Consider the following 19,724-nt stretch of genomic DNA (forward strand, 5'->3'; position numbering starts at 1 on the left):
GGCGTCCCCGACCTGGGCCGGGGAGGTGGCGACACGGCCCGCTGTCGTCGGGGGCGCCGCGGCAGCCGGACGCCGGCGGCCGTGACAGAACCATGACATGACCCGCACGGTTTCCGGACCCCGGCGCGCCATTCTCGGGTGGTGCATCCGGTATCGCCGTACCCGTCCACGACACCGCTCCGATCCCCGGGGCGGCCCGACCGCCGGCCGGTACCCGCCGACCGAGAACCGGCCCGCCGGCTGCGCCGCGCCGGGCTCGGATACCTGCTCGCGTTCGCGCTCACCGCCGTCGGATTCGTCGGCACCGGCGCGGGCCAGTCCCTCGACGGGAGGCTGCTGCCCCGGGCCGAGCGGGGCGGCGGGTACGAGCAGCCGACCGACCTGGTCGAGCCGGCCGGCAGCGTACTGGCCTGGTTCGGCGATCCGGCCGTGTTGGGTCTGCTGCTGGTGGCCGTACTGCTGCTCGGTGTGCTGGGGCGGCGGCCCTGGGCGGGGATGGTCGGCGTCGGCCTGGTCGGTGCCGCGGTGGTCGCCGCGAGCGTCGCCAAACAGGTGATCCTGCGGCCGGATCTCGGGGTGCTCACCTCGACGACGCACAACAGTTTTCCCAGCGGGCACGTCGCGGCGGCGATGGCGCTGCTGCTCGCCGTCCTGCTCGTGCTCCCCGCACCGGCCCGCCCGTGGTGCGCCGTTCCGGGTGCGGTGGGAGTCTGCACGGTCGCCGCGGCCACGATGATCGCTGGTTGGCACCGGTTCAGTGACGTCCTCGGCGGCGTACTGCTGGCGGCGGCGCTGTTCTGCCTGGCCGCCGCCGTGCTGGCCCGGGCCGGCGGGGCTACCCGGGTCGGTCCGGCCGCCGTCGGGTTCGGGCCGCTCGGTCTGCTCGGGCCACTCGGTCTGCTCGGCGGGGTGCCACTGCTGGGGCTGCTGCTGTTCGCCCCGTCACTCACCCCGTACGCCGCGTCCGGCGGCGTCGGCGGATTCTTCGTCGCGATCGCGGCCGGAAGCGGGTTCGTCGTCCTGGTCGTCGCCACCGTCCTGGTCCTGGTGCGTTCGGTGGATTTCGTCGGTTCCACCCGAGCCGCCGGCCGGTTCGGATCGGCGGGCCCCCGGGGCGGCGAGTTGCCCGGGCGCGACACGATCCCGGGACGCCGGTTGGACGGGACCGGTACGACGCCGGGACGTTGGCCGGGTTCGGAAACCGGACGGCGTGGCAGCGGAGGTGCGGTTCCATCCCGCGCCTCATGATCGACAGGGCAACTTCAGCGGGAATGCGATAGTTGGTGACATGTCTCGGGTGCTGTTGATCGAGGACCACCAGACGGTGCGCGACGGCCTCCAACTGGCCCTGACCCGCCAGGGTCACACCGTGGACGCCGTGGCAACCGGCGAGCAGGGGCTGGCCCGGCTGCGTACGGACACCGCCGACGTCGTCGTCCTCGACCTCATGCTGCCCGGGATGGACGGCTTCGAGGTGTGCCGCCGCATCCGGTCGGCCGGCGACCTGCCGATCATCATGCTCACCGCCCGGAACGACGACATCGACGTGGTGGCCGGGCTGGAGGCCGGCGCCGACGACTATGTGGTCAAGCCGGTGCAGGCCCGGGTACTGGAGGCGCGGATCCGCGCGGTGCTGCGCCGGACCGGCGGCGAGTCCCGGCGGTCCGGTCCGGAACCGGCGGTGGCGCGGTACGGCGCGCTGACCATCGACCGGTCTGCGCTGGTGGTCAGCAAGGCCGGAGTGCCGATCGGTCTCGCCCCGACCGAACTGCGCCTGCTGCTCGAACTCTCCGGCACGCCGGGTCGGGTACTGAGCCGGCAGCAACTGCTGGAGGCGGTCTGGGAGCACGGCTATCTCGGCGACTCGCGGCTGGTCGACGCCTGCGTGCAGCGGTTGCGGGCGAAGATCGAGGACGACTCGGCCGCCCCGGTCTACGTGCAGACCGTCCGCGGCTTCGGCTACCGGTTCGGCCCGCTGTGAGCCGCGCCCGGCGGCACCGCCGTCAACCGTGCCGCCACCAGGCTCCCCGGCGCGTTCGGGATTCAGGGCGCGACCAGGGCCCATGGCGCAACCAGGATTCAGGGCCTAGCCGGGATTCAGGGCGCAGCCGCGATTCGCGGCGCGGTCAGGGTTCGTGATGCGACCGGAACCAGCGGTGCGGCTCCGGTGGTCGGCGGGTTTGCGGGTCCGGCTCCTGCTCGCCTTCGCCTCGCTCGGCCTGTCCACCACGGCGGTCGTGGCCGGGGCCAGCTACGTCCAGGCCCGGGACGTCATCCTGCAACAGGCCCAGGACGCGGCCGTCGTCACGCTGACGGAGCAGATCGCCCAGCTCACCCCGATCCGAAGCCTGCCACCGAGTCAGGCCGATCTCGACGCGATCGCCGCGGAGCTGTCCGACCGCGACGACACTGCGATCGCCGCGTACCAGGGGCACAGCTCCAGGTACGACCAGGTCTCCGCCGTACTCTCGCCGGAGCTGCGTACGGCGGTGCGTGACGGCCGGGTCGTCTGGCAGCGGCAGGTCACGCACGGCTTCCCGTACCTGGTGATCGGGACCCAACTGATGGTCAGCCAGCCGGACGGTGCGCCGCGACCGTCCGGTTTGGAGATCTACCGCCTGCACAGCCTCCAGGCCGAGCAGCGCAGCATCGACCGGCTCGCGATGTCGACATGGCTGACGGGTGGGCTGTCGCTGGCCCTCGCCGTGCTGCTGGCGCTGCTCGCCGCCCGGGGTGTGCTGCGGCCGGTCCGGGACCTCGGCCAGGCGGCCCGCCGGCTCGGTGAGGGTGACCTGAGCACCCGGCTGGCCGTACGCGGTTCCGACGAGCTCGCTCGCGTCGCGCGTACCTTCAACCACACCGCCGAGCGGCTGGAACGGCAGGTCGGCGAGTTGCGCCGGATGGAGGCGGATGCCCGGCGCTTCGTGGCCGACGTCTCGCACGAACTGCGTACTCCGCTGGCCGCGATGACGGCGGTCACCGACGTACTGGACGAGGAGGCGCCCCGGATGCCCGGCGACGCCGGACGGGCCGCCCGGCTGGTCAGTCAGGAGACGCAGAGCCTGACCCGGCTGGTCGACGACCTGATCGAGGTGAGCAGGTTCGACAGCGGCGCCGCGGCACTCGCCCTCGACGAGATCGACGTGGCCGCGGCGGTACGGGCGACGCTGCGTGCCCGGGGCTGGACCGAGCGGGTGGTGGCCGATCTGCCGCCGGGCGTACTGGCCCGGCTCGACCCTCGCCGGTTGGACGTGATCCTGGCGAACCTGGTCGGCAACGCGCTCCGGCACGGCGCCCCGCCGGTGTCGCTACGGCTGGGCACCGAGCCGGACCGGGTCGTCCTGTCGGTCGGCGATCATGGCCCGGGCCTGGACCCGCTGGTGCTGCCGCACGTCTTCGACCGCTTCTACAAGGCGGACAGCGCCCGGACCCGCTCCGAGGGCAGCGGTCTCGGCCTCGCCATCGCCTGGGAGAACGCCCGGCTGCACCGGGCGGGCGCGGACCGGGGCAGTCTGGTGGCCGGAAACGATCCGGCCGGCGGCGCGGTGTTCACGCTCCGGCTGCCGCGCCGTTGCGTCGACCCGGCGCCGCTCGCCGAGGGCCGGGCCGGACCCGTTGGGGGAGATCGGTGACCGGGATCCGGCGGACGCGACGCGGAGGTCGAGGATGGTGCCGGGTACCGCTCGCCGCCGTCGCGCTGCTGACGGTGCTCGCCACCGGCTGCGGCGTCCGGCCGACCGAGGTCATCACCGGCGGACCCGCCCCGCCGGGACCGGCCCAGGGGGTCGGCCTCTTCTTCGTGGCGGAGCACCGCGTCACGCTGGTGCTGCGTCCGTCCACCCCGCCGGGTTCGGTCGACGGCGCGCTGGCGCTGCTGCTGGCCGGTCCGGACCCGACGGAGCGGGAGCAGGGCTACACCTCCGAGATCCCGCCGGGCGCCGCGCCGGCCAGGGTGACGGCATCCGACCCGTCCGGTACGACGGTGAAGCTCGGCACCGACGTGACGGCGCTGTCGGCGACCGCGGTCGCCCAGATCGTCTGCACCGTCCGGTACGCCCTTCCGGACGGCAAGCCGACGGACCGCACCCTGGTCACCCTGACCGGTCCGGACGGGAGCCGGGAGTCGCGCGGCTGCGCCCCGTCGGAATGCCCGACCGCGCCCGACGATGCGGGCCAGGACTCCCCCGGTCCCGTCTGGTGCCCGCCGCCCGGCCTCGACCGTGCCGTACCCCGGGCCACCACCTCCGGCCACTGAACCTCGGCCCGGCGCACACCGCACCTGCCGCCACGGGATCATCACCGCCGACATCCACCACCTCCGGCCACTGAACCTCGGCCCGGCGCATCACCGCACCGTTGACCTCGTTCACCACCGGCTCCGCCGGATCGCCGTCCACCGGGGCCAAGGGCGCCGCCGACGGCCGACGTGGCGTCGCGCCGGCAGGTCGAACAGCCAGCCGGCACCCAGGGCCAGCAGTCCTCGGTGCAGCGCCAGGGTCAGGGCGAGCAGGGCCGCGGTGAGCAGGGCGGGATAGCCCAGCGCCACCGCGAGCTGCCCGGACCGTCCCAGCCCGGAGAGCGGGCCGAGCAGTGCCCGGTCGGCGAGCGCCAGCAGTGGCAGGTGCAGGACGTACACCGGCAGGGTCCGCCGGCCGAGGGCGGCGAGCGGGTCGGCGACGCGGCGCCACCGGGCCAGCCTCGCGGCGGCGGTGAGGCCGAAGGCCACCGCCGCGGCCGAGACCAGCAGCCACACCCCGGGCCAGCTCTGCGCGCCGGCCCAGGCCATGCCGGCCAGCCCGGCCAGGTAGCCGGCGGTGGTGAGCAGCAGGCGGCGCCGGGTCGCGCCGGCGATCCAACCCGACAGGTACGCCTGCAGGTGCAGGCCGCCGAGGAAGAACACCAGGTTCTGGTAGACGCCGCCCCGGTTGCCCGGGGTGGCGAGCAGTCCCGCCATGCTGGCCGCGGAGAGGCCGGCCGCGGCGGCGAGCAGCACCGGCGCGGGGAGCCGGCGGGCCAGCTTGGCGATCGCGAAATAGAGCGCGAGGGCGTAGAGATACCAGAGGTTGGACGGGGTGACGGTGAGTTCGGCCAGCAGGTCGGGGACCGAGCTGGCCCGATCGGTCGGGAAGTCCGGCGCGGCGGCGAGCAGCGCGGTGTGGATCAGCAGCCATCCGGCGTACAGGTAGAGGAACCTGGCTGTCCGGTCCCGGGTGACCTGGCGCCACGGCCGGTGCACGGCGTTCGCCGCGAAGAGCCCGGAGATGGCGAAGAACAGCGGCATCCGCAACGGCAGCAACTGCTCGCCCAGCGTCCCCCACACCCCGGGCAGCGGTACGCCGAGATGCCACTCGATGCGCAGATAGTGCTTGACGACGACGTGCCAGAGCACCACGAGGACGATGCAGGCGCCCTTGGCGACGTCGGCCCAGCGCTCCCGGGGCGCCGACGGCACGGCACCCGGCCCGGCTGGCCGGACAGGCTCGGAACTCACCCGAGCGAAGGTGCCAGCGCCATGTCCGGGGCCGGTCCGCGCATTGTCACGACCGGGTAATAGCGGTCCGGTTCGCGGGGATCAGCGGCGGACGCCGGCTCGGCTCAGCGGGCCTTGTGGCCGATGACGAGGTGGCGGGGTGTCGCGAGGTGTGGGTATGGCACCGGGGCCGGGGTGTGCCGGCGCGCGGGGGTGCGGTTGTCGGGGGTTGGCCGCGCGGGTCCGAGTGCCGCCACAATCCGGGCGGTCAGGGCTTGCGGCCGACGCCGACCAGATTGTCCAGCGGTCGCGGCGGGCCGGCGGGGCTGGGATCGGGCCGCCAACGGGTGACGTCCACCAGACCCGGCTCCACCAACTCCAGACCGTCGAAGTAGCTGGCGATCTCCTCCGGGGTACGCATCGCGTACGGCGGGTTGGCCGACTGGTTCCAGATCTTCATCACGTCGTTGAGTTCCGGATTGGTGTCGGCGCCGTCCACGGCCACCAGGTAGCTGCCGCTGGGCAGGGCGTCCATGAGCCGGCGTACGACCGCCCGTGCCTCCTCGACGGTGGGCAGGTGGGCCAGGATCCCGGAGAGGATGAGCGCGACCGGCTGGGTGAGGTCGAGGGTACGACCCGCCTCCCGCAGGATCGTCCCGGTGTCGCGGATGTCGGCGTCGATGTAGTCCGTGGCACCCTCCGGCCCGCTGCTCAGCAGGGCCCGGGCGTGCACGAGTACGAGCGGGTCGTAGTCGACGTAGACGATGCGGGACTGCGGGGCCACCGCCTGGGCCACCTCGTGCGTGTTGTTGGCGGTGGGCAGCCCGGTACCGACGTCCAGGAACTGCCGGACCCCGGCCTCGCCGGCAAGATACCGCACCACCCGGTTGAGTACGGCGCGGTCGGCGCGGGCGATCTCGACGATGATCGGAAACGCCTCGGCGATCTCGTCGCCGAGGGCCCGGTCGACGGCGTAGTTGTCCTTGCCGCCGAGCCAGTAGTTCCACACCCGAGCCGTCTGCGGAACGTTGGCGTCGACCTCCGGCTTGGACGCCGGTCCCTCGCCGGACCTGGAAATCTCCTCGGTCACGAACCCAGCCCTCCGGTCGGCCGATCGATCGAGTGGTGGGCCAGGACAACTCCGGTCACCCGGGTGCCTCGTCGAGGTCGCAGATGATCCGGTCCAGGATCTGGAAGGTGTCCTTGAGCGGCGCAGCCTCGACGAAGAGCCGGTTCACCGCCTCGAAGTAGCAGTCGACGTCCTCGCGCTTGTCGAGATAGAGCGCGCTGGTCAACTGTTCGATGTAGACCAGGTCGGCCAGATCCTGCTGGGGGAAACGCAGGATGGTGAAGGCGCCGCCGGCCGCGGCGTGCCCACCCGCGGCGAGCGGGATCACCTGCAGCTTCACGTTCGGCATCTTCGTGACGATGCCGATCAGCGCCTCGATCTGGTCGCGCATCACCTGCCGGCCACCGACCGGGCGGCGCAGCGCGGCCTCGTCCACCACCGCCCACAGCATCGGCGGATCAGGGCGGCTGAGCACCTGCTGCCGGTCCATCCGCAGCCGTACCCGGCGGGCGACCTCCTCCTCCCGGGCGGAGCCGTGGCCGAGCCGCACCACCGCCCGGGCGTACTGCTCGGTCTGGAGCAGCCCCGGGACGAACTGGACCTCGTAGGTCCGGATCAGTGTCGCCGTCGCCTCCAGTCCCAGGTACCGCTGGAACCAGTTCGGCGTGACGTCGGCGTACGGATGCCACCAGCTCGACGTGTTGGCCTCGCGGACCCGTGCCAGCAGCGTCGCCCGCTCCTGCTCGTCGTGCACACCGTAGAGCGACAGCAGGTCCAGTACGTCGCGCTCCTTGAAGCCGACCCGGCCCAGCTCCATCCGGCTGATCTTCGACTCCGATGCGCGGATCGGCTCGCCCGCTTCCGCCCTGGTCAGTCCCCGTTCCTCGCGCAGTCGTCGTAGTTGGGCTCCGACCAGGATCCGTACGGCCATCGGGCCGTCGCCGGGTCCGTCCGGCTGTGCTGATCCGCTCACCCCACACCTCCGGGTTGCTTCCCGACGCCAAGCATGCCATTGGGTCTTGGCCAGAGCTACCGGCCGGCCACACTCGGCGATAACCGGACGCACGGGCCAGACCCGGGTCACCCGGACCGTTCCGCGATCTTCGCAGGTCACACCCGCGCCGCCAGCGCCTGCCCGCCGCCGGCGACGGGGCGGCGCGGCTGAAAAGTTTGTCGGAGACGGTGGCCCCGCCCGTCCCGGTGCCACCACCGCACGGGTCACACGGTCAACACGATCTTGCCGCGGGCGTGCACGGTCTCGACGAGCGAGATCGCCTCGGCGGTCTCGTGCAACGGGTACGTCCGCTCGATCATCGGCGTGATCTCCCCCGCCGCGACGAGCCGGGCGAGTTGGTCCAGGTCGTCCACCCTGGTCGTCGCGGCCAGTACGCGCAACCGCTGGCGCACGAACGGTGCGCTCGCCAGGACGGCGACGAGTAGTGGCAGCGGACCCAGCAGCGGGCCACCGGAGCCGGTCGAGCAGACGTACACCCCGGTCGGGGTGAGCAGCCGGCGGATGGCGGAGAGGCGCTGGCCGCCCGCGAGGTCGACGACGGCGTCGAACCGGTCCGACCCCCGGGTGACGTCCTGCCGGGTGTAGTCGATCACCCGGTCGGCACCGAGCGAGCGGACCAGTTCGACGTTGCGGGTGCTACAGACGGCGGTCACCGTCGCCCCCCGCCGCTTCGCCAGTTGTACCGTGAAGGTGCCGACCCCGCCGGAGGCGCCGTTGACCAGCACGGACTGGCCGGCTCGCAGGTCGGCCCGGCGCATCGCCTGTAGCGCGGTGGTGGCCGCGACGGGCAGCGTCGCGGCCTGCTCGTCGGTCACCCCGGCGGGCCGCCGGGCCAGCCGATCCGCGCCGACCGCCGCGTACTCGGCGAACCCGCGCTGGTTCACCTCGCCGAAGACGGCGTCGCCGACCGCGAGCCGGGTCACCCCCGGCCCGACCGCCTGGACGGTCCCGGAGATGGCCCGGCCCAGCACCGTCCGGTTCGGACGCCGCAGCCCGGTCGCGAGGCGGGCGGCGCGGGGAAGACCGTGCAGCCAGACCCGGTCACCGTGGTTGACCGAGGCCGCGCGGACCCGGACCAGCACCTCGCGCTCGCCGACTTTCGGCATGTCGACGTCGCCGTAGCGCAGCACGCTGGGCGGGCCGTACTCGTCGTGGATGATCGCCTTCACGGTCTCTCCCCGGTCGTCGGAGGGGTCTGCGGGCATGCTGCGGGTACCCGCGTCGACGGTGCTGACGACGGCGTACCGGGTCGGGCGGTGCGGTGGAGGGTGTGCGGTGCGGGCGGTCAGCGGCGGCGGGCCTGGCCGGCGGCCTCGCCGATGGTGTGCAGGATGGTGAGGACGGCCAGCACGACGAGGCCGGTGTTGATCCACCCGGGCACGCCGGTCGACCAGCCGGCCGCGGCGACAAAGGCGGGACTGAGCACCCGGTCGGTACCGGCCAGCCAGATCAACATGGCCGGGGTGGCGAGGTTGACCAGGGATCCGGTGATGCCCAGGGCAAGGTTCCACCGCAGGTAGTACTTCGCGTACGCGAAGCCGAGGCTGAGGACCGCGACCGCGAGGAAGGTGTACACGACTCCGGTCTCCCACAGCCACGGCGAGAGGATTCCGACGGGCCGATCGGCGGCGTCCCGCTGGGTGCTCAGCACCGGTGACAGCAGGATGAGGCTGCTGAAGAGGACCAGCGCCGCGGTCTCGCTGATCAGCTCGGCGTACCGGCTGCGGCGGCTGGGTGGCTCCGGCAGTGCGGCGGGGGTCCACCGGCCGGCCCGCCAGCCGGCCGCGTGCCGCCGGTGGGCGACGCGCTCCACGACCGCGAAGGCCAGCGTGGTCCAGAAGGCGATGTGGACCGCGACGGTGACCGCCGTCCCGGCGGCGGTGCCGAGCACGCCGGCGACGGTGTCGCCCTGGACCGTCCGGAGCAGCGCCACGCCCACCACGGAGGCCGGCAGCACGGTGGCGAGCAGGATCCGCAGCAGCCGGGTGTAGTCCCCGAACAGCCCGGGCCCGATCAGGTACGGCGGGCGGTCCGCGTACCCCGCGGCCAGCCGGGCCGGGTCGCCGAGTTCGGTGAGGACCGCGATCTCCGCCTCGGCCGGATCGGCCCCGGACTCGCGCCGCTCGTCGATCGCGTCGGCGATCGAGGTACGCAGTTCCCGTTCGATGTCGGCGCGTTGCCGCCCGGGCAGCCGCCCGAGGGCCGCCGCCAGGTAGCGGTCGGTGAGGGTGCCGGGAGCGGTCGTGGTCATAGCTCATCTCTCAGGGTGCGGAAGGCGGCGTCCAGCGTTTCCCAGTCCTGGCTCAGCAGTTCGGCGATGTCGAGGCCCTCGCTGCTGGTGCGGTAGAACTTGCGCGGCCTGGACTCCTCGGTGTTCCAGTCGCTGGTCAGCAGTCCCTGCTTCTCCAGGCGGCGCAGCAGCGGATAGAGCGTGTTGGCGTCGACGGCGAACCCGCGCCGGCCGAGCAGTTCCAGCAGGGCGTAGCCGTAGTTGGGCTTCTTGAGGATCAGCAGGCAGGCAAGCACGACGGTGCCCCGTCGCAGCTCCTGCAGGTGCGTCGAGAGAAGCTCGTCGTCCGGCATGACCACCACAATACTGTGTGCCGCACACTAATGTAAGAGCACATACCGTCATGTGGACGACAGCGCTTCTCCGCCGCACCGACGGGTAGGCGAGAATGTTCGACGTGGCGGTAGCGGGTGCGCAGTTCCTGCGGATGGTGGACAGGCTCGCCGAGGTCGAGCGGGCCCAGGCGGGCGACTACACCTCGTTCAGCGTCCGGGGCAGGCGCTTCGGCTACCACTGGCCCCGCACCAGCACGGTAGGGCTGAGGCAGACGCTCTCCGAGCAGGCGGCGCTGGTCGCAGAGCGGCCGGACGTCTTCGAGGTGCAGTTCACCTCCGGCGGCTTCGGCTGGGTCGTGGTCCACCTGCCCCGGATCGACGCGGACGAACTCGCCGAACTGGTCTACGAGGCCTGGTGCCTCTCCGCACCCGAAGAACTCGTCGACGCACATCCGCTCACCGTCCGGGACACCGCGGGCCCACCGCAGCCCTGACCGACCCGGTCGTCCGGGCCGACCCGTCGCGACACGTCGACCGGAACTGACCCGTCCGGCAGGTCACGCCGCACCGGGCCTCGGTGGACTGTTCGCGCTGTTCATCGTGAGTTCCGGCGGGTGTCACGTCGAAAAGTTGGGATGTTGCGAGATCAACGGCAACACCGACCGCTCCTGTGGAGGCACCCCACCCATGTCGCAGTCCCCGCTGACACTGCCCCGTCGTTCCTTCCTCGCCCTCGGCGGTGTCGCCGCCGGCGCGGCGGTGCTCGCCGCCGAGCCCGCCTCGGCGACGTCCGCCGACACGAACGACCGGATCACCCTGCCGGGGTACGTCTTCACGCTCGGCGTTGCGTCCGGCGACCCGACGCCGGACGGCGTCGTGCTCTGGACCCGGCTGGCGCCGGACCCGCTCGCCCTCGACGGGCTCGGCGGGATGCCCGGCCGCACCGTGCAGGTGAGCTGGGAGGTGGCGGAGGACGAGGGGTTCCGCCGGGTGGTGCGTCGCGGAGTCGAACGGGCCGCCCCGGACTGGGCGCACTCGGTGCACGCCGAGGTGCACGGCCTGCGGCCGGACCGGGTGTACTGGTACCGGTTCCGGATCGCCGACCAGGTCAGCCCGGTGGGACGGACCCGTACCGCGCCCGCGCCCAGGACGGCGCTGCGCGCGATGAGCTTCGCGTTCGCGAGCTGCCAGGCGTACCCCGACGGCTACTTCACCGCGTTCGCGCACCTGGCCCGGGAGGAGCTGGACCTCGTCGTCCACCTCGGCGACTACATCTACGAGGGCGGCGGCGCCGGCTCGATCGGGCGCGCCCACCTGCCGGCCGCCGAGACGTTCTCGCTGACCGACTACCGGATCCGGTACGCCCAGTACAAGCTCGACCCGGCGTTGCAGGCGGCGCACGCGTCCGCGCCCTGGGTGGTGGCCCCGGACGACCACGACGTGGAGAACAACTGGGCCGGCGACCACTCGCAGCCGGACACCGAGCCGGACCAGGACCCGGCCGTGTTCCGGCTCCGCCGGGCCGCCGCCTACCAGGCGTACTACGAGAACCTGCCGCTGCGCAGGTCGTCGATGCCCCGTGGCCCGGAGATGCAGGTCTACCGGCGCCTGCGGTTCGGCGACCTGTTGCAGTTCGACGTGCTCGACACCCGGCGGTTCCGCGACCAGCAGCTCACCGACCCGTCGCTGCGGTGGGACCCGAACCGGCAGATGCTCGGCGCCAGGCAGGAGGCGTGGCTGCTGGCCGGGCTGGGCGCCTCCACCGCCCGGTGGAACGTGCTCGGCAACCAGATCTTCGCGATGGAGGCCGACCACACGGCGGGCGAGGGCGAAAGGTACGGCATGGACACCTGGGACGGGTACGCCGCCGCACGGCAGCGGCTCTTCGACGGTGTGGTGCAGCGGCGGGTCGACAACTTCCTGATCGTCACCGGCGACGCGCACCGCAGCGTGGCCGCCGATCTGAAGCTGGACTTCGCCGACCCGAACTCGCGCACGATCGGTACCGAGTTCCTCGGCACCTCGATCAGCTCCGGCGGCAACGGGACCGACATGGACGCGCTCGGCGTGACCTGGCTGGCCGAGAACCCGCACATGAGGTTCCACAACTCGCAGCGCGGATACCAGGTGTGCCACCTGGGCCGGCACGAGATGCGCACCGACTACCGGGTGGTGCCGTTCGTCAACGCCCCGGACGCCCCGGTCTCGACCCGGGCCAGCGTCTACGTGCAGAGTGGTCGGCCGGGCGTGGCACACGTCTCGGCGTGACGGCGCCACCGCCCGCCTGAACCGCAGGGCTGACCGGCCCAGCCAGCGCACCCTGTCCGAGTTGACGAAGCTATATCCGATCCGGTGTACCGTCCGAGGTGGCGGCTCGGGGTTACGGCCCGGGTCGCCACCAACCCCAGCCGTAACCTGGGACGGTCACGATGCACGACGTCGACCCGTATTTCGGGCCACTGCTCCGCCGGCTACGCCGCGAGCGCGGATTGTCGCTGCGTGGTCTCGCACAGCTCGCCCACCGGTCGAAAAGTCACATTCACGAGCTGGAGACCGGGCGGAAACCGCCGAGCCTCCACGTCGCCCAGCACCTTGACCGTGTGCTGGACGCCGATGGTGCGCTGACCGGCTGTCTGACCCCGGCGCGATCAACCCGGGACGAGACCGAAGCAGCGTCCCTCGCCCACCTGATCGACACGACCGACGTCGGCGCCGACGTGCTCGCCACTGTCGAGCTGGCCGTCGACGACCTGGCGAGCGCCTACGCGACCACCCCACCCGGCGACCTGCTCTACCCGATCCGCCAGCAGCTCGCTCAGATCGGCCGGCTCCTCGACGCCCGGGCGACGCTCGACCAGCGGCGGCGCCTGTTGGTCGCCGGAGGGTGGCTCAGTCTGCTACGAGCCACGGTGCACATCGACCTGCGCCACCGGGGCGCCGCCGCCGCGCACCTGTCGATCGCCGAGCAGATGGCGCGGCAGACCGGACACCGCGAGATCCAGGCGTGGTGCCTGGAAACCGTGGCGTGGGACGTGCTCACCGCAGGCGACTACCGGCGGGCGCTCGACCTGTCCCGCCAGGCGCAGGAGGTGGCGCCGCACGGCAGCTCGGCGTACATCCAGGCGACCGCGCAGGAAGGACGGGCGTGGGCCCGGATGGGTGACCAGCGGGAGACCCGGCGGACGCTCGGCCGGTTGTCCCGGCTGGTGGCGCCGCTGCCGGTGCCGGACCGACCCGAGCACCACTACCGGTACGACCCCGCAAAGGCGCTCTCGTACACCGCGACGACGCTCGCCTGGGCCGGCGACCCGGCCGCCGAGGACTACGCCCGGGCGGCGGTCGCGGAACTGGCCGGGTCCGCCCGGCCACGGCGCACCGCGTCGGCTCGACTGGATCTCGGCCTGGCACTGGTCGCCGCAGGGAAGCCGGACGAGGCCAGCGTGACGGCCCAGAAGGCGATCACCTCCGGCCGGGTGGTGGCGTCGAACTGGTGGCGGGCGTCCGAGGTGGTCGCGAGGGTGGAGGCGACCGGCATCGGCGAGGCTCGGGATCTCCGCGACGCCTACGAGGCGTACCGGCCGCTGCCGGCATAGCGGACAGCGCGGCGTCGCAGCGGACGCCGGTCACCTGGACCACTCCCAGCCGTAGTCGCAGGGTTACGCGTAGGCGCCGAACGGGCGTACGCAGCCTCTCGGTACCCCGGCCGGTCCGGACACGGTCCCCCTCCATGCCCGGGCCGGCCCTGCCATCCGCCCAATCTGAGCGGCGCTCGGTGATCTGTGATCCGGGGCGCCGTGGCCCGCGTAGGAGGCCCGCCGTGAAACAGCAGACCGAGCAGCAGGCTCAGCAGACCGACGAGCAGATCGTGGCCCAGCACCTCGCCGGGCACCGGTGTGCGGAGTGCGCGCCCAGGGGCGGCTGCATGCGGATGCTTCGGGTCATCCGCCGCCGCCAGGCGCGTGCCGACATCGCCGCCGCGCTCGCCCCCGGACCGGGGGTGACGGGATGGTGATCCGGATGGTGCGGCGCTGGCTGACGGTGGAGTGGCCGGTGCCGGTCGAGTGCGCCTTCGCCCGCCTCGTGCTCGGTACGCACGCGCTGCGGGAGTGTGGCCGGTGCGGGCCGGACGGCTGCCCGCTCTGGTCGTGGGCGACCGAGGTCCACCGCCGGGAACACGCCGTACGGGTGCTGCTCGGCGGCACCCTGCCGGCAGCGGTCACCGCCGGGGACGTCCTCGCGGCACTGGAGCGGGTCCGGTGAGCATGGTGCCGGAGAGCGCGCCGGGCCTGGCGATCACCTGGGCACACCGGATCATCACCGACCACGCCGAGGGTCGCGGCTGCGGCCAGTGCCGGGCCCGCTGGTGCCCGACCGCCGAGTGGGCACTCTGGGTCGTCGTCACCGAACACTCCCCGCCGCCCGGTGAGGGCGGGAAGAAGCTCGTGACCACTGTCGCCCGGCAGGTGCTCACGGCGCACTGGCCGTACGGCGTCGACGGCTGCCGTCCGTGCGGACTGCCGGACTGCACCCGGATGCAGGTCGCGGCGACCTGGCTGGACGTCGTCCGGGACGACTACCTGCCGCCAGCGGTCCAGGCCCTTCGGCCCACGGCGGTCCCGACCGATGACGACCTGCGCCGCATCACCGGCATGGACTGACCAGAGGAAGAGGACGTGGTGGTGCATTGAGTCAGGCCCGGCAACAGGCGAACGATGCGGAAAGACGGCCCCGACCTCTTGGAAGGCCGGGGCCGCTCTGCGTAGCGGTGCGACGAACCCGCAGCTACCGCTGACCGGACGGCAGGTCCGGTCGTTCCACCCGTACCGGGTTGCCGCGGACGAGTTCGTCGTGGATGCGCCAGCGGGCGGCGGTGACGGCCTGGCCCGCCGCCTGGTCGCCGTCCGCGATGCGCTGCCGGATCAGCTCCAGCGCGAGGCGGCGGTTCTGGCTGAACTGCCGTTCGGTGTCGACCACCACCACGATCCCGGAGGGACGGTGGGTGGCCCGCACTGCGGTGCTGGCCTTGTTCCGGTGCTGCCCGCCCGGGCCGCCGGTACGGCAGCCGACGATGTCGACGTCGGACTCCGCGAACGACGTCCGGGGAGCGTCGACCTGGCAGGGGCGGGCGACGACGTACCAGTTCTTCCGGCCGGTGCTCGCCCGGTAGGGGCTCGGGGCCTGCCAGCAGAGGGTGCCGGTCCACGAGCCGGCGAACTCCTCGGCACCGGCTCCGGAGATCTCCACCAGTACCGATCGAAAGGTGCCGGGCCGGTCGCCCGGGACGGTCTCGACCCGCGACGTGCGCAGGCCCCGTCCGAGGGCCTCCGCCTCCAACCGGCGCACGAGCTGGGCGACCGCCCAGGCGCACTCCTGCGGGCCGCGCCCGGCCGAGATCAGCAGGTGGTGCCGGTTCCGCGCGGCGCTCACGACCGCCCCCGGCCGCGGCGGTGGTCGTGGCGGTCCCGTCGGCCGGCCGGGCGGGCGTTGCCGCCCCGGTCGACCGTCTTGTACGTCACCAGCGGAACCGTCGTGGCGGCCGGGGTGGCGAGGCCGTGCTCGGCCAGGTCCGCGATCACCTGCTCGATCCGCTTGTACGCCGTCGGCGCCTCCTCGAACAGCAGTTGCCGGTCGCCGCAGACCACCAGCGACCCCACCGGGGTACGGCGGAGTTCCTCGACGGTGTGCTTGGCCCGGCCCCGGCGCAGCGCGTCGGCGCGGGACATCTTGCGGCCGGCGCCGTGTGCGACGGAGAAGTTGGCCTGCGGCCCGGCGTGGGCGGCCACCAGATAGGAGCAGGTGCCCCGGGTACCGGCGATCAGCACGTCCCGGCCGTCGCCCGGCGCGGCTCCCTTGCGGTGCAGGTACGCCCCGTCCCGGACCTCGACCAGGTTGTGGCACTGGTCGACGATCGGCTCGGTGGGCTTGGCGCCCAGGGCGTGCAGCACCCGGGCGGCGAGAAGTCGACGGTTGACCGATCCCCAGCGTACGGCGGCGTCGTGCAGTTCGAGGTAGCCGGCCGGATCGGCGGCGGGGCCCGCACCGTGCCGCTCGGTGTGTGCCCGCAGGATCCGCTCGCCGAGCCCCCGGGATCCACTGTGCACAATCAGGACGAGGTCGTCGGCGGCGAGCCCGAGCCGGGCCGTGTGACCCGGGTCGAGGACGGTCTGGATCCGCGCCAACTCCACGAAGTGGTTGCCCCGGCCCACCGTTCCCAGGCCGTCGAGGTGGCCGGCCGGGATCTCGCCGTCCACGACGGCCCAGGCCGGGTCGTCGGCGTCCCGGTCCGGGTCCAGGGCGATGTCGAGGTCGGGGAAGCGGCGGGCGACCTGCTCGGGTACGACCCGCTTCAGTCCGACGGGGAAGACCGCGATGCCGCAGCCGATGTCGGAGCCGACCAGGAACGGGTACAGCACGGTCGACGTCATGGCGGCGCCGATCGGGGCACCCTTACCGGGGTGCAGGTCCGGCATGCCGGCGACGGAGCGCATGCCGTCGAGCGCGGCCACCTGGTGGCACTGGTCGACGGCGTCGGACTCGATCCAACTGCGGGCGGAGGCGAAGACGGTGACGGTGGCGGACCCGGCGGTCGGGGTGGACTCCGGCCGGGACTTCTGCTGCGACAAGGACGCTCTCTTCTGCGGACGGTAGGAAGGACGGACGGCGCTACGGCTCAGCCCGGCGCGCGACGGCGCGGCGTTGGGAACCTCGGCTCAACTGGGGTAGTGCCCGTCAGAACGTCATGACCCCACCCTGCTGGAATCCGGCAGGGTGCGGCAACCGGTTTTCGGCGCCCCGTCCCGGGGCCGGGGCCGGCGCTCAGGAGTCCGCGCGGTCCTGCGGATCAGCGGCGGCTACATCGCGCATTCCAAGTACATGATGATCGAGGGTACCTACGCCGGTGTCCGGGACAGCAAGTGGGCGATGAGATGAGTGAACCTTTTCAACCTGAATCGCATGGCGCTCACACAGGAGAGCGCCTCCTCCACTGCGCTCGGCCGCGCATCCGACTTTGCGGTCCATCGGGCCGCAGGGGGAGGTCGAGACAGATTTATTGATTGACGATCGTCATTGTTATGATCGATGAACCGGTTCCGGAGCGGGTCAGGTGGCGGCCGAAGCGGCGCTTACCCGACGACCCGCCGACGACGCTGGCAGGTTAGCCGATCCCGTGGAGGACATCGTGGACCACCCGGAAACGACACAGCTCTCGACGACAGCCGTTCCAGCGGCGCCTCGGGCACGCCGGTGGGCCCGGCAACGCCGATTGGTGGGCTTTCTTCAACTTCCCCTTGCGGTCTGCCGTGACCGCAGGTGGCAGTCGGGGCGCAGGCACGTCGCGGTTCAGATCGAAAAAGGTTCGGTCCGGATAGCCGTCGTCGGTGCGCTGGCCGGCGCGGTCATCGCGCTGACCGGCTCGCCGAGCCTCGCCGCCACCGGAACAGTCACGGTCAGCAGCCCCGACGGCCAGCAAATCATCCTGCGGAACCCGGCCGAGGGCTGCTACAGCGCGTCAAAGCAGCTTCCGGCCGGCACCAGGGTCCAGAACGGGACCAACGTGTATATCGTGCTCTATCCCGGAGTCGGTTGCACCGGTCTCATCTCCATCGCCGTGTCGCCGGGTAGCTCCGCATCGTTCGCGCTCGGGAGCCTCCGGGTGCTGCCGTAGTCGGCGCCGGGTTGCCCCGGCGGGCGGCCCCTGAGCTTTGCGCCAGGGGCCGTCCTTGCCACCCGGCGGGCCCCGGCTCAGCTCGCGACCGCCGGCTGTCCCTTCCAGTCCTCGGCCCGGGTGTGCGGGATCGGTGCCGGCCGCTCCAGCAGCGTCGTCAGCTCGATTCGCCGACCCTCGGCGGCCGACCGGAGCAGCGCGGTCATCGTCTCGAGCACGTGCAGCGCGAAGTCTCCGCCGGCCCGCGGCGGGCGCTGACCGTCGGCCCTGACCAGGTCGATCAGGCCCACCCCCCGGGAGCCGTCGGCATAGCCCGCCCGAGGTTCGAGCGTGCGCCACCCGGTGCCACCGAGCGGGAAGAGCCGGACCTCGCCGTCGAAGCGGTTCGGATCGGGTACCGCGAGGCTGCCCGTCTCACCGTGCACCTCGATCGGTGCGGCCGTCGTCGCCACGCCGTCGAAGCTCGTCGTGATGGTGGAGAGGGCGCCACCGGCGTGTTCGAGTACACCGGTCACATGACTGTCCACCTCGACCGGGATCCGCTGGCCTGCGCGCAGGCCGGAGCCGATGACGCGCTCGGCGCGCAGCCGGCTGGCGGCACCGACCACCGCGCGTACCGGCCCGAGCAGGTGCACCAGGGCCGAGATGTAGTACGGGCCCATGTCGAGCAGTGGGCCGCCACCCGGGGCGTAGTAGAAGTCGGGGTGGGGATGCCAGCGCTCGTGCCCGGGCGTGACCATCACGGCCGACGCGGAGAACGGACGCCCGATCAGGCCGCCTTCGATCGCCGCGCGGGCGGTCTGGGTACCCGTGCCGAGCACGGTGTCCGGGGCGCAGCCCAGCCGGACGCCGGCCGATCCGGCCCGCTCGACGATCGCGCGGCCCTCCGGGAACGTGACGGCGAGCGGCTTCTCGACGTAGACGTTCCTGCCCGCGTCGATCGCGGCGAGCGAAATGTCGGCGTGCGCGGCGGGGATCGTCAGGTTGAGCACCGTCCGCACGTCCGGATGGTCGAGCAGCCGCGCGACGCTCGTCGCCTCGGCACCGGGCAGCGCGGCGGCGACCGCCGCCGACCGGGCGGCGTCGAGGTCGGCCACCGCGACGATGCTCAACTCGGGGTGCTTGGCCAGCGTCCCCAGGTACGCCCCGGAGATGACCCCGAGACCTACTATGCCGATGCCGTGCGAGCCGCCCACAGCATCCCCCTCTCGATGACGGTACGCACGCTCGGGTGCTCCAGCACGTCGAGGCTGTGTCCCGGGGTCGTCACGACGATCCGCCCGGCACCCCAGCGACGGGTCCAGATCGCCGGCGAGATGACCGGCCGGTGCCACGGCTGCCACTGCCGGGTCGGGTGTGTCGTGGTGGCCAGCACGTCGATCAGGTCGTCGTGCAGCACCCAGTACTGTTCGGTGACCAGGTCGAAGTCCTCGATCCCCGCGGTGATCGGATGCTCCCGGCCCAGCTCGGTGATGTTCACCGTGTGCGGCAGGAAGTTGTCCTCCTCCCCTCCGTGCCGCTCGCACGGCTCCTTGCCCGGATGGGTCGCGAACTGGCCACCCACCAGATGCAGGTAGTCGGAGGAGGCCCGGAACGAGTCTGCGATGCCACCGTGCCAGCCGGTGAAGCCCGTGCCGGCGACGACGGCGGCACTGAGCCCACTCAACTGCTCCGGGGTGATCTGCGACATCGTCACGCACTGCACGACGAGGTCGGTGTCGGCCAGTTCGGCGGCGTCGGCGTAGATCTCCGTCGACCCCTCGACCCGTACGGCGTAGCCGTTGCGTTCGAGGAACGGGATGAACAATTCCGTCGCCTTGACCGGCTGGTGGCCATCCCACCCGCCGCGAACCACCAGTGCCCTGCGCTGTGCCACGCTCGCTCCCTCTCCCGCCCGTCGCCCCGGCAGGCTCGCGCCGCACCGAGCCGGCGTGCCGCC

At 72.6% G+C, this 19,724-nt stretch carries 22 protein-coding genes; 12 read left to right on the forward strand and 10 right to left on the reverse strand.

The features are described 5' to 3' along the window. The first annotated feature begins 138 nt into the window (after positions 1 to 138). The 4 genes from R6Y94_RS22830 to R6Y94_RS22845 all read left to right on the forward strand — a co-directional run bounded on the left by R6Y94_RS22830 (position 139) and on the right by R6Y94_RS22845 (position 4,255). Positions 139 to 1,248 (forward strand): phosphatase PAP2 family protein, encoded by a 1,110-nt coding sequence (locus R6Y94_RS22830; RefSeq protein ID WP_318397934.1) that lies wholly within the window; start codon positions 139 to 141, stop codon positions 1,246 to 1,248. A gap of 40 nt (positions 1,249 to 1,288) precedes the next feature. After that, a complete protein-coding gene (locus R6Y94_RS22835; protein ID WP_318397935.1) occupies positions 1,289 to 1,981 on the forward strand; it encodes a response regulator transcription factor in 693 nt (230 codons plus the stop codon). A gap of 157 nt (positions 1,982 to 2,138) precedes the next feature. After that, positions 2,139 to 3,632 (forward strand): HAMP domain-containing sensor histidine kinase, encoded by a 1,494-nt coding sequence (locus tag R6Y94_RS22840; protein ID WP_318397936.1) that lies wholly within the window; start codon positions 2,139 to 2,141, stop codon positions 3,630 to 3,632. Then, positions 3,629 to 4,255, forward strand: coding sequence for a hypothetical protein (locus R6Y94_RS22845; protein ID WP_318397937.1), 627 nt, complete (start codon positions 3,629 to 3,631; stop codon positions 4,253 to 4,255). Before R6Y94_RS22840 ends, R6Y94_RS22845 begins: the two co-directional genes overlap by 4 nt. Positions 4,256 to 4,366: 111 nt before the next feature. Here the strand turns inward: R6Y94_RS22845 and R6Y94_RS22850 are convergent, their stop codons facing one another. The 6 genes from R6Y94_RS22850 to R6Y94_RS22875 all read right to left on the reverse strand — a co-directional run bounded on the left by R6Y94_RS22850 (position 4,367) and on the right by R6Y94_RS22875 (position 10,137). Further along, positions 4,367 to 5,491, reverse strand: a complete 1,125-nt coding sequence (locus R6Y94_RS22850; protein ID WP_318397938.1) for an acyltransferase — start codon at positions 5,489 to 5,491, stop codon at positions 4,367 to 4,369. Between the two features lie 247 nt (positions 5,492 to 5,738). Next, positions 5,739 to 6,560, reverse strand: a complete 822-nt coding sequence (locus R6Y94_RS22855; RefSeq protein WP_318397939.1) for an SAM-dependent methyltransferase — start codon at positions 6,558 to 6,560, stop codon at positions 5,739 to 5,741. A gap of 55 nt (positions 6,561 to 6,615) precedes the next feature. After that, the gene (locus R6Y94_RS22860; RefSeq protein ID WP_318397994.1) at positions 6,616 to 7,470 is read right to left on the reverse strand and encodes a helix-turn-helix transcriptional regulator; all 855 of its coding nucleotides are present in this window, start codon (positions 7,468 to 7,470) and stop codon (positions 6,616 to 6,618) included. Between the two features lie 287 nt (positions 7,471 to 7,757). Next, positions 7,758 to 8,723 carry an NAD(P)-dependent alcohol dehydrogenase gene (locus R6Y94_RS22865; protein ID WP_318397940.1) on the reverse strand — a complete coding sequence of 322 codons (966 nt, stop codon included), beginning with the start codon at positions 8,721 to 8,723 and terminating at the stop codon, positions 7,758 to 7,760. A 116-nt stretch (positions 8,724 to 8,839) separates the two neighbouring features. Next, positions 8,840 to 9,805 carry a permease prefix domain 1-containing protein gene (locus R6Y94_RS22870; RefSeq protein WP_318397941.1) on the reverse strand — a complete coding sequence of 322 codons (966 nt, stop codon included), beginning with the start codon at positions 9,803 to 9,805 and terminating at the stop codon, positions 8,840 to 8,842. Further along, positions 9,802 to 10,137 carry a PadR family transcriptional regulator gene (locus tag R6Y94_RS22875; protein ID WP_318397942.1) on the reverse strand — a complete coding sequence of 112 codons (336 nt, stop codon included), beginning with the start codon at positions 10,135 to 10,137 and terminating at the stop codon, positions 9,802 to 9,804. The genes R6Y94_RS22870 and R6Y94_RS22875 overlap by 4 nt, the downstream gene beginning before the upstream one ends. A 104-nt stretch (positions 10,138 to 10,241) precedes the next feature. Between R6Y94_RS22875 and R6Y94_RS22880 the strand changes: the two genes are divergently transcribed. From R6Y94_RS22880 to R6Y94_RS22905, 6 genes are all read left to right on the forward strand, one after another. Continuing rightward, positions 10,242 to 10,613, forward strand: coding sequence for an MmcQ/YjbR family DNA-binding protein (locus tag R6Y94_RS22880; protein WP_318397943.1), 372 nt, complete (start codon positions 10,242 to 10,244; stop codon positions 10,611 to 10,613). A 193-nt stretch (positions 10,614 to 10,806) separates the two neighbouring features. Next, complete coding sequence (locus tag R6Y94_RS22885; protein ID WP_318397944.1) at positions 10,807 to 12,387, forward strand: alkaline phosphatase D family protein; 1,581 nt, start codon at positions 10,807 to 10,809, stop codon at positions 12,385 to 12,387. Between the two features lie 161 nt (positions 12,388 to 12,548). Continuing rightward, positions 12,549 to 13,712, forward strand: a complete 1,164-nt coding sequence (locus R6Y94_RS22890) for a helix-turn-helix domain-containing protein (RefSeq protein WP_318397945.1) — start codon at positions 12,549 to 12,551, stop codon at positions 13,710 to 13,712. A 224-nt stretch (positions 13,713 to 13,936) separates the two neighbouring features. Beyond that, the gene (locus R6Y94_RS22895) at positions 13,937 to 14,131 is read left to right on the forward strand and encodes a hypothetical protein (protein WP_318397946.1); all 195 of its coding nucleotides are present in this window, start codon (positions 13,937 to 13,939) and stop codon (positions 14,129 to 14,131) included. After that, a complete protein-coding gene (locus R6Y94_RS22900; protein WP_318397947.1) occupies positions 14,125 to 14,379 on the forward strand; it encodes a hypothetical protein in 255 nt (84 codons plus the stop codon). The genes R6Y94_RS22895 and R6Y94_RS22900 overlap by 7 nt, the downstream gene beginning before the upstream one ends. Beyond that, positions 14,376 to 14,777, forward strand: a complete 402-nt coding sequence (locus R6Y94_RS22905) for a hypothetical protein (RefSeq protein WP_318397948.1) — start codon at positions 14,376 to 14,378, stop codon at positions 14,775 to 14,777. Before R6Y94_RS22900 ends, R6Y94_RS22905 begins: the two co-directional genes overlap by 4 nt. A 124-nt stretch (positions 14,778 to 14,901) precedes the next feature. On the opposite strand, the gene prfH is transcribed toward R6Y94_RS22905, so the two are convergent. Beyond that, positions 14,902 to 15,546 carry a peptide chain release factor H gene (gene prfH / locus R6Y94_RS22910; RefSeq protein ID WP_318397949.1) on the reverse strand — a complete coding sequence of 215 codons (645 nt, stop codon included), beginning with the start codon at positions 15,544 to 15,546 and terminating at the stop codon, positions 14,902 to 14,904. After that, positions 15,543 to 16,742: an RNA ligase RtcB family protein gene (locus R6Y94_RS22915; protein WP_318397950.1), complete on the reverse strand. Its 1,200-nt coding sequence runs from the start codon at positions 16,740 to 16,742 to the stop codon at positions 15,543 to 15,545. Before R6Y94_RS22915 ends, prfH begins: the two co-directional genes overlap by 4 nt. A 145-nt stretch (positions 16,743 to 16,887) precedes the next feature. Here R6Y94_RS22915 and R6Y94_RS22920 point away from each other — a divergent pair, with 145 nt between their 5' ends. Together R6Y94_RS22920 and R6Y94_RS22925 are read left to right on the forward strand one after the other, a co-directional pair. After that, positions 16,888 to 17,049 (forward strand): hypothetical protein, encoded by a 162-nt coding sequence (locus R6Y94_RS22920; RefSeq protein ID WP_318397951.1) that lies wholly within the window; start codon positions 16,888 to 16,890, stop codon positions 17,047 to 17,049. A 175-nt stretch (positions 17,050 to 17,224) separates the two neighbouring features. Continuing rightward, positions 17,225 to 17,785: a hypothetical protein gene (locus R6Y94_RS22925; protein ID WP_318397952.1), complete on the forward strand. Its 561-nt coding sequence runs from the start codon at positions 17,225 to 17,227 to the stop codon at positions 17,783 to 17,785. A 77-nt stretch (positions 17,786 to 17,862) separates the two neighbouring features. Here the strand turns inward: R6Y94_RS22925 and R6Y94_RS22930 are convergent, their stop codons facing one another. Then, positions 17,863 to 18,981, reverse strand: a complete 1,119-nt coding sequence (locus R6Y94_RS22930) for a Gfo/Idh/MocA family oxidoreductase (RefSeq protein ID WP_318397953.1) — start codon at positions 18,979 to 18,981, stop codon at positions 17,863 to 17,865. Then, positions 18,954 to 19,661: a ThuA domain-containing protein gene (locus tag R6Y94_RS22935; protein ID WP_318397954.1), complete on the reverse strand. Its 708-nt coding sequence runs from the start codon at positions 19,659 to 19,661 to the stop codon at positions 18,954 to 18,956. The genes R6Y94_RS22930 and R6Y94_RS22935 overlap by 28 nt, the downstream gene beginning before the upstream one ends. Positions 19,662 to 19,724 lie beyond the last annotated feature (63 nt).

The sequence above is a fragment of the Plantactinospora sp. KLBMP9567 genome (assembly GCF_033446045.1).
Lineage (GTDB): Bacteria > Actinomycetota > Actinomycetes > Mycobacteriales > Micromonosporaceae > Plantactinospora.

Coding starts and splice junctions, on each gene's coding strand:
- R6Y94_RS22835 (WP_318397935.1), top strand. CDS start 1,289: ATGTCTCGGGTGCTGTTGATCGAGGACCACCAGACGGTGCGCGACGGC.
- R6Y94_RS22840 (WP_318397936.1), top strand. CDS start 2,139: ATGCGACCGGAACCAGCGGTGCGGCTCCGGTGGTCGGCGGGTTTGCGG.
- R6Y94_RS22860 (WP_318397994.1), bottom strand. CDS start 7,470: ATGGCCGTACGGATCCTGGTCGGAGCCCAACTACGACGACTGCGCGAG.
- R6Y94_RS22870 (WP_318397941.1), bottom strand. CDS start 9,805: ATGACCACGACCGCTCCCGGCACCCTCACCGACCGCTACCTGGCGGCG.
- R6Y94_RS22875 (WP_318397942.1), bottom strand. CDS start 10,137: ATGCCGGACGACGAGCTTCTCTCGACGCACCTGCAGGAGCTGCGACGG.
- R6Y94_RS22885 (WP_318397944.1), top strand. CDS start 10,807: ATGTCGCAGTCCCCGCTGACACTGCCCCGTCGTTCCTTCCTCGCCCTC.
- R6Y94_RS22890 (WP_318397945.1), top strand. CDS start 12,549: ATGCACGACGTCGACCCGTATTTCGGGCCACTGCTCCGCCGGCTACGC.
- R6Y94_RS22900 (WP_318397947.1), top strand. CDS start 14,125: ATGGTGATCCGGATGGTGCGGCGCTGGCTGACGGTGGAGTGGCCGGTG.